General features: G+C 61.9%; 1 protein-coding gene. It reads right to left on the bottom strand.

Going from position 1 to position 223, the window contains the following annotated elements; all coding sequences use genetic code 11:
* On the bottom strand, window positions 1-204 hold a 204-nt coding region (locus AAC855_RS21455), incomplete at its 3' end, for a hypothetical protein (RefSeq protein ID WP_340612147.1).
* Window positions 205-223 lie beyond the last annotated feature (19 nt).

Raw genomic sequence — 223 nt, 5'->3', positions numbered from 1 at the left:
GACACCTGAAAGAAGTGCATCAACAGACACACCCGGCAGAGCGTGATAATCCGACAAAATCAACGTCAGAGAGCGGCTCAGGCCGTGCCAACGGAAAGCCGGACGCCAAACTGAAACCCCCGTGCACCGGACAGCCCGCCAGTCCCCGTTGAGTTCGCAGGGATCAGTGCGGGGGCAGACCGTGGCCGGACTGCCCGTTGACATCAGAGTCTGCGGGGGTACG

The organism is Xenorhabdus bharatensis (genome assembly GCF_037996705.1).
GTDB classification, from domain to species: Bacteria; Pseudomonadota; Gammaproteobacteria; order Enterobacterales; family Enterobacteriaceae; genus Xenorhabdus; species Xenorhabdus bharatensis.
Note: the sequence above shows the minus strand (reverse complement) of the source record. Positions and strands in the feature narration are given on the sequence as shown.